The organism is Candidatus Cryosericum septentrionale (assembly GCF_003570995.1).
Taxonomy (GTDB): Bacteria; Caldisericota; Caldisericia; order Cryosericales; family Cryosericaceae; genus Cryosericum; species Cryosericum septentrionale.
On sequence record NZ_QXIY01000022.1, the window covers coordinates 1 to 7,257 of the forward strand.

The 7,257-nt window shown below is 56.7% G+C and carries 8 protein-coding genes, 5 tRNA genes and 1 pseudogene; all 14 read right to left on the reverse strand.

The features are described 5' to 3' along the window. Positions 1-55: 55 nt before the first annotated feature. Positions 56-131: transfer RNA gene (locus SMC1_RS05545), tRNA-Thr, on the reverse strand. Position 132: 1 nt separating this feature from the next. Then, a tRNA-Met gene (locus SMC1_RS05550) sits at positions 133-209 on the reverse strand. Positions 210-388: 179 nt separating this feature from the next. Continuing rightward, positions 389-463 (reverse strand) — tRNA-Gly (locus SMC1_RS05555). Between the two features lie 8 nt (positions 464-471). Next, a tRNA-Tyr gene (locus SMC1_RS05560) sits at positions 472-556 on the reverse strand. A gap of 4 nt (positions 557-560) precedes the next feature. Continuing rightward, positions 561-636 (reverse strand) — tRNA-Thr (locus SMC1_RS05565). A 60-nt stretch (positions 637-696) separates the two neighbouring features. Then, entirely contained in the window at positions 697-1,242 is a 546-nt protein-coding gene (locus SMC1_RS05570) for a sigma-70 family RNA polymerase sigma factor (RefSeq protein ID WP_279386565.1), read from the reverse strand. Next, positions 1,226-1,948 carry a 23S rRNA (guanosine(2251)-2'-O)-methyltransferase RlmB gene (gene rlmB, locus SMC1_RS05575; RefSeq protein ID WP_119085799.1) on the reverse strand — a complete coding sequence of 241 codons (723 nt, stop codon included), beginning with the start codon at positions 1,946-1,948 and terminating at the stop codon, positions 1,226-1,228. Before rlmB ends, SMC1_RS05570 begins: the two co-directional genes overlap by 17 nt. Before the next feature lie 25 nt (positions 1,949-1,973). After that, the gene (gene cysS, locus SMC1_RS05580; protein ID WP_119085800.1) at positions 1,974-3,455 is read right to left on the reverse strand and encodes a cysteine--tRNA ligase; all 1,482 of its coding nucleotides are present in this window, start codon (positions 3,453-3,455) and stop codon (positions 1,974-1,976) included. A gap of 95 nt (positions 3,456-3,550) precedes the next feature. After that, positions 3,551-3,943 carry a 30S ribosomal protein S9 gene (gene rpsI / locus SMC1_RS05585; protein ID WP_119085801.1) on the reverse strand — a complete coding sequence of 131 codons (393 nt, stop codon included), beginning with the start codon at positions 3,941-3,943 and terminating at the stop codon, positions 3,551-3,553. A 10-nt stretch (positions 3,944-3,953) separates the two neighbouring features. Further along, complete coding sequence (gene rplM / locus SMC1_RS05590) at positions 3,954-4,385, reverse strand: 50S ribosomal protein L13 (protein WP_119085802.1); 432 nt, start codon at positions 4,383-4,385, stop codon at positions 3,954-3,956. A 137-nt stretch (positions 4,386-4,522) separates the two neighbouring features. Next, positions 4,523-5,278, reverse strand: coding sequence for a tRNA pseudouridine(38-40) synthase TruA (truA, locus tag SMC1_RS05595; protein ID WP_119085803.1), 756 nt, complete (start codon positions 5,276-5,278; stop codon positions 4,523-4,525). Then, on the reverse strand, positions 5,260-6,066 hold the full coding sequence (locus SMC1_RS05600; RefSeq protein WP_165849254.1) for an energy-coupling factor transporter transmembrane component T family protein: 807 nt from the start codon (positions 6,064-6,066) through the stop codon (positions 5,260-5,262). Before SMC1_RS05600 ends, truA begins: the two co-directional genes overlap by 19 nt. Further along, positions 6,066-6,929: an ATP-binding cassette domain-containing protein gene (locus SMC1_RS05605; RefSeq protein WP_119085805.1), complete on the reverse strand. Its 864-nt coding sequence runs from the start codon at positions 6,927-6,929 to the stop codon at positions 6,066-6,068. Before SMC1_RS05605 ends, SMC1_RS05600 begins: the two co-directional genes overlap by 1 nt. Next, positions 6,914-7,257 (reverse strand): annotated as a pseudogene (locus SMC1_RS05610) (energy-coupling factor transporter ATPase); the annotation flags it as partial. The gene SMC1_RS05605 and the pseudogene SMC1_RS05610, both read right to left, overlap by 16 nt.

Sequence of the window (7,257 nt, forward strand, 5' to 3'; positions counted from 1 at the left end):
TTCTCTTTCGCCATGATAACCTCCCGTGAGATGTGCTCTCGTGTATACAATAAAATGGAGCCCACGACCAGAATTGAACTGGTGACCTTATCCTTACCAAGGATACGCTCTACCAACTGAGCTACATGGGCTTGGTCGCGGGGGACCGATTTGAACGGTCGACCTTTGGGTTATGAGCCCAACGAGCTACCAGGCTGCTCCACCCCGCATTCCTTGCTGTCGTTGTGCATAGGCACACAAACAGCAATATGTATACTACTCGAAAAGCACAAGAAGTCAATCACCATCGGAGCACCGAACGCTCCGTAGGAGGTGCCGCACTTCAGAAGCTGCCCGAGAGGGCATGCACGATCCTCCTGAAGGAGGAGTGCTGCTCCAGCTGAAACGCTGGAGCGGGAAACGGGATTCGAACCCGCGACAACCTGCTTGGAAGGCAGGGGCTCTACCGCTGAGCTATTCCCGCCAGTGCAATGGTGGGCAGGGAGGGATTCGAACCCCCGTAGGCATTGCCAACAGATTTACAGTCTGCCGCCATTAACCGCTCGGCCACCTACCCACACTGGAGCCGACGACCCGAATTGAACGGGTGACCAGTTGATTACAAATCAACCGCTCTACCAGCTGAGCTACGTCGGCCTGCATCCTAGCTAGTATAGGTGCAAAGCCGTGTCTGTCAAGCTGCAGAGCGGAGCAGGCCTATGAGAGGGCTTTCCCCAGCTTCCGCTTTGCTCTTGCGAGCGCATTCGAAACAGACGCTTTCGACATCTTCAGTCCTGCAGCGATGACCTGGAGCGTTTCACCTCGCAGATGTCTCTCGAAACACACGCGTTCAGAATCACTGAGTGTGACTGCGAGCGCCACCATATCGGGAACTCCTGCCTCTGCAGGGTCGCCGAGGGAACTCCCCCATCCGTCGAGGGTGTCCGACAGCTCGATGTGAGGGCCGGCAGCCCGGCGTGCCATGTCGATGAGTCTGTGCGATGCGACAGTGGCGATGTACCCGTCGAGACTGCCCCGATGGACATTGTAGGTGCGAATGGCGCGTAGAAAGCCCAGAACAGCCTCGGCAAGGCAATCGTCTCGTTCGTCCCGCTCGGTGCAATATTTACGGGCAACAAACTTGAGGAGGGGCAAGTACATCCCCAGCAGCTCCTCAAATGCTGCATTGTCGCCCGCCAGAAAGCGCTGCCTCAGCGATTCGACGTGCTCCGGGGAGCGACCGCTTCTAGGACTCGATGGCACGGAAGAGCACGACTGCGAGCGCCGTAGAGACGTTCAGCGAGTCGACACCAGGTCTCATCGGAATCGTGATGAAGAAGTCCGCATTCTTCCTCGTGAGTTCACGCATGCCGGCGCCTTCGCTGCCCACAATGAAGGCAGAAGGACATGCGTACTTCTCCTTCCGGTAGTCATGGCCGTCTGCAGCGTCCAGCCCGTACAGCCAATAGCCGTCCTTCTTGAGTCGTTCCATCGCATATGCCAGATTCGCTACAACGGCAATTGGAAGACCGAATACCGTCCCGGCTGAGGCAGATACTGCCGCTGGCGAGAATGGACTTGTCCGGTCCTTTGTGACGATGAGACCCCCGGCCCTTGACGCAGCGACCACACGGATAATCGCTCCTAGATTGTGGGGATCGGTGACGTGATCCACAAGGACGACTGAACGGCCAGCGGGCTCAAGAGGCATTGCCCCCATGAGGGCGTTCATGTCCAGTAACCGCACTCGCGCGCACTGAGCGGCGATGCCCTGATGAGGGACATCACCGAGGCTCTTCTGGAACCACGATCCGACCTTGTACTCCATCGGCACCTTCTGCCGTGAAGCTAGATCCTTGATCATCCGGATGCGGTCGTCTTTGTCGGTACCGGATTCAAAGATGATTTTCTCGACCGGATGCTCAGCGGACAGCGCACCCATAACCGAGTTCTTACCGTAAATAAGCATACCTGCTAGTCTTGTCCTATCACTATTAGCCACGGATGCGATACCTCACACCATCAACGCCGTCCTCCAGAGCGATACCAACACTCCTAAGGCACTCCCTGATCTGGTCAGCCACGTCGTACTGTCCTGCCTCACGAGCGACCCGACGCTTCATGACAATTGTATCGAGAAGATCGCTCGTAGAGTCGTGATCGTCGACAGCAACTCCAACCTCTACGGCAACGGCCATGAGCGCATGCTGCTTGCCGGCAAGAAGACTGGACTTGTGTTCCATGTAGTCGCTCGTCTGGTCGAGCCCAAGCACCCAGAGTGACGACCGGAAGACTTCGAGCGCACGAGAAGCCTCTGATCCACCAAGCAGCCGCTCCGAAGCCGTGCGGCGCACTCGAGTTATGAACTCGTAGACGGAAGCGAGTGCACGGGACGTGTTGAGATTGTTTGCCAGCGAAGCGTCAAACTCGCCGAGAAAGCCGGAACATGTGCTCTCAAACTCCGCCTCGACGCCGTCATGGAAGGCCTGACCCAATCCTTGCAGAAATGCCTCGAACTCCGCCATGCGCTCATAGTTTGTGAATGCCTGTCCGAACCCCGAAATGCTGAACTTCAGTGGTTTCTCGTACGACGTCTGCAGAAGATAGAGCCGGACAACCTGCCCTGGATATTGCTCCAGCAGTTCGCGCACGGTCATGACATTGCCGAGTGACTTCGACATCTTCTCGCCACCCATGTTGACCATTCCGGAGTGCATCCAGTAACGAACAAACTGCTGTCCGTCTAAGGCTGCTTCGCTTTGCGCTATCTCGTTCTCATGGTGAGGAAAGATGAGATCCTCGCCTCCCCCGTGAATGTCGAACCCTGCCCCGAGATGCCTCAGACTCATCGCCGAACACTCAATATGCCATCCCGGACGACCCTTTCCCCAAGGGCTGTCCCATGAGATCTCGCCCGATTTAGCAAGCTTCCACAGGGCAAAATCCAGGGGATCCTCTTTCGCTTCGTTCACTTCTACCCGGGCTCCGCTGCGCATCTCGTCGACAGAACGTCCTGAAAGACGGCCGTAGCGACTAAACTTGCGAACAGAGAAGTAAACTCCGTCTGATGAGACGTAGGCATAACCATTTGCGGCAATGCGACCAATGAGATCAATGATGTCCTGGATGCTTTCGGATACCCTCGGCGTGATGTCGGGAGGAAGAACATTGAGTGCCGCCATGTCTTCCAGGTATTCAGTGATGTAGCGAGCAGAGAGATCGAGTGGCGCGACCCCCTGCTCCTGAGCACGCCGAATGATCTTGTCGTCGATGTCTGTGTAGTTGCTGACGTGGGTCACCGCATAGCCGGCGTGCCGGAGGTAGCGTTTCAGGAGATCGTAGACGACAGCCGTCCGCGCATGCCCGATGTGTGCCGAGGCATACGGGGTAACCCCGCAGACATACATTGTGATTTTGCCTGGCTCACGGGGCACGAGTTCGACGGTCTTCCGCGTCAGCGTATCGTGAATCCTCATCGTTGGTTTCCTCCACTACGTAAGCGTACCTACAGGGTATCAAAAAAGGCAGCAGGCACAATGTCCTGCTGCCCAGTAAAATGCTAGAAGTCTGTCTAACGTTTCCTGTACTGAGTAGCCTTGCGGGCGCCCAGGAGACCGTACTTCTTGCGCTCTTTGATGCGAGCATCGCGCGTCAGAAGCTTGGCCTTCTTCAGAACCGGCTTGTTCTCCGGGTCCTGCTCGACCAGCGCACGAGCAATCCCATGGCGAACGGCTTCGGCCTGGCCATTGAAGCCACCACCGGCAACGCTCACGATCGCATCAAACGCAGGCGTACCTCCCATGGCGGTAAAGGCGGCCATGGTTTTCATGGACACCGTCTGAACTGGAAAGTAGACCTCGACCGGCTTGCCATTTACGACGATCTTACCGGTTCCAGCAACGAGATGAACGCGCGCAATAGCAGTCTTTCTCTTACCCGTTCCCCAAATCTGAGTGGTTGGCACAGCATCCTCCCTAATTAGCCTTGAACTCAACAGGCTTCTGAGCCTGGTGAGGATGCTCGGGCCCCTGATAGACGCGCAGGTTGCTGAGCAGCTCCTTGCCAAGTGTGTTCTTGGGCAGCATGCCGCGAACCACACGCTTGAGCAGGAAGTCTGACCGCGTCTCAAGCATCTTGTTCCAATTCGTGGCCTTCAGACCACCTGGGTAGAACGAGTGATGATAGTGCATAGTCTGCGTACCCTTCTTGGGATCGATTGCCAACTTCGAAGCGTTGATGACAATGACATTGTCGCCCACCATAGCATTTGGCGTGAACTCTGGTCTGTCCTTGCCACGAAGAATGTTGGCAATGATCACCGCAAGTCGTCCAACGCTCTGGTCCGTAGCATCAATCAGAATCCAGCGGCGGGTAACCGTCTCTGGTCTAAAAAACGTTGTCTTCATTCATATCCTCCTGGTCAATTCGTTAGTAGATTACCATAAACCCGCGATTAGTCAACGCCTTCAGGCTGCAAACGGTGGTGAACCCAAACGCCCGGAGAGGGTTCGGGCAGATGGCCACATGCACCGCGCAACAGCTATCAAGCGTAATCAACGGCAACCAGGTAGAGGCCGCCAGCCGCCATCACCTGCCGCGTATACGGGACGTCGGGTCCGGTAAACGCATTGTTCCACGTTTCCACACCGATCCTCCCTTGCCCGGCCTTGAGGACGAAGTACGCCATGCGGCGTACCATATGATACAGGAAATGATCGCCCGAGACCATGAAGATAATCGCCTTCTCCGTTTCAACGACATCAGCCATGCTCAGCGTGCACGTCGTGTCCCGATGCGGCCTGCTTGGATCGATGTTTCCAAACCCCTTGAAATCATGCGTTCCAAGCAGCGCATGCGCAGCCTCACGCATCGCAGCGGTCTTGACCGGATACTCGAGTCGATACGCATAGCGAGCGAGGAATGGGGTCCAGCCTCCTTCCTTGATGAACACGTAGGCGTAGGACTTTCCCGCTGTAGAAAACCGAGCGTTGAAGTTGGCGCTTTCACGAACGCAATTGCGAATCGTGAGCCACTCAGGCATCATGACGGGAAGGCGCCGTACGACGCGCTCATAGAGAGCATCATCGCGCAGAACGAAACTCACGACATTGTGAAGCGCGTGGACGCCTCTGTCGGTTCGTGACGCCCCAGCAACAGGAATGTACGATCCACAGACAGCCTTCAGCGCCCCCTCGACGGTACCCTGCACACTCACCAGGGACTCCTGCTTCTGGAAGCCATAGGTGAAGGAGCCGTCATAGGCTATGTCCATGCGCACCGTTACAGGAACAGGCGCCACAGGATGACCCCGGACAGCGCAGCTGCTGTTCCAAGAAGAATGAAAGCATCGAAGGACTGAAAGTGCCGTGCATGATATCTTGTTCGGGGACTCCCTACGCGAAAGCCCCTTGCCTCCATCGCTACGGCCAGGTCGTCTGCCCGGCGAAAGGAGGAAACAAACAAGGGTATCAGGATCGGGATGAAGCTCTTCATGCGCACCACGAGGCTGCCTTCCCCGATCCGGGCCCCGCGCGAGACCTGAGCACGTATGATACGTTCGGTTTCCTCGAGAATCGTAGGCACAAACCGCATGGCGATGCTCATGACAAGAGCAATTTCAGCGGAAGGCACGCCGATATGGCTGAGGGGCTTCAGCAGATCCGATATAGCATCGGTCAGCTCTATCGGAGAAGTACTCGCGGTGAGCAGGACGCTCACCAGCGTAAGTAGGACTAACCTGCAGAGAATGAAACCGGCCAGTCCCAATCCCTCGCGCGTGACTCGAACAAACCAGAATTGCCAGACAGGCGTACCGGGAGTGAAGAATATCTGCACGACTACAGTGAGCACAATGAGGAACAGGATGGGCTTGAGGCCGCGGGCAAAAAAACGCAGGGGTATTCTCGAAACCCCGATGCCAACAACCAAGAAAAAGGCAATAGGAATATACTGCACTGTCTTCGTCGCGACAAAGACCCCAATCATGAGAGCAATAGTCGAAACAAGCTTCACCAGAGCGCCAGACCGGTGAACGACCGAAGTTCCAGGGTAGTGCTGACCAAGAACAAAACTGCGAGACAGCGCCACTATGCTCCTCCCAGGTCAGAGACGCACAGCCTCAACGAGTCCAGCATCCGGTCCGTCGAACACTCATTCACTGTGAGCGTGCTTCCGCACTCCTTGAGTGCCCGCGCAAGGCGGTAGCTCTGCGGAAGTTCCAGACCCGTTCTGTCGACAAGGCCCGCGTCACGAAAAAACGCGTCGGTCGATCCCTGGAACGCCACTGTTCCCCCGTCAAGGACGACCACCTGCTTGCAGAACTCGGCAACCTCGTCCATGTTGTGGGATACAAGAATCACGGTGACATTGGCGGTCTGGCGCAGTGACTCCAGCTCAGCCAGGACGGCGAGCTTGGAGCCAGAGTCGAGCCCCGCGGTGGGTTCATCGAGTATGATGTACTTCTGACCCATCGCGATGACCGAGGCGATGGCCACGCGACGCTGTTCTCCCCCGCTCAGCTGAAACGGAGACAACGACAGGAAGCGCTCCGAATCAAGACCGACGGTGCTCATCGCCTTGTGAACGCTTTCGTCGACCTGCTCTTTGCTGAACCCATAGTTGCGGCAGCCAAAGGCTACCTCCTCAAAGATGGTCTCGGCAAAAAACTGGTCCTCGGGATACTGGAACACGATGCCAACTCTACGGCGTACCTTGGCAAGCACTGTCCGCTCGTTGCGGACGATCTCATCATCGACAATAACGTCACCCCGTGTCGAAAACAGGAGCCCGTTCAGGTGCTCAACCAGCGTTGACTTGCCCGAACCCGTCCTTCCCACGATGCCCACGAAGGCACCATCGTCGATGTGCAGGCTGATCCCCCGGAGCGCGAAGTACTCGAAGGGCTCACCACTGTCGTAGACATAGTCGACGTTCTTCAGATCAATTGACATGTCGCTCTCGCGAATTCGTCCGGGGTCAGACACAACGGAAAGTCCGTCCAGCGCTCTTGCATAAGAAACGACGCTCGGGTGCTCAGCGGAAGCACCAAATCCCCCAGCTCCACGACCGCAGGATTCGAGAAGATGGCACGCGGCGAGTCCCAACCCCCAAGCGCTCCGTTTGCCAGTACGCCTACGCGCGACGCAACGAGCACTTCGTCCAGGAGGTGAGTGACCATGACGATGCCGATTCCCAACTCATGGTTCAGACGGAGCACCGTCTGCATCACCTCGCGGCGATTGGTCGGATCCAAGAGAGAAGTTGCCTCGTCCAGAATGA

Coding starts and splice junctions, on each gene's coding strand:
- rlmB (WP_119085799.1), bottom strand. CDS start 1,948: ATGCTTATTTACGGTAAGAACTCGGTTATGGGTGCGCTGTCCGCTGAG.
- cysS (WP_119085800.1), bottom strand. CDS start 3,455: ATGAGGATTCACGATACGCTGACGCGGAAGACCGTCGAACTCGTGCCC.
- rplM (WP_119085802.1), bottom strand. CDS start 4,385: ATGAAGACAACGTTTTTTAGACCAGAGACGGTTACCCGCCGCTGGATT.
- SMC1_RS05605 (WP_119085805.1), bottom strand. CDS start 6,929: ATGTCAATTGATCTGAAGAACGTCGACTATGTCTACGACAGTGGTGAG.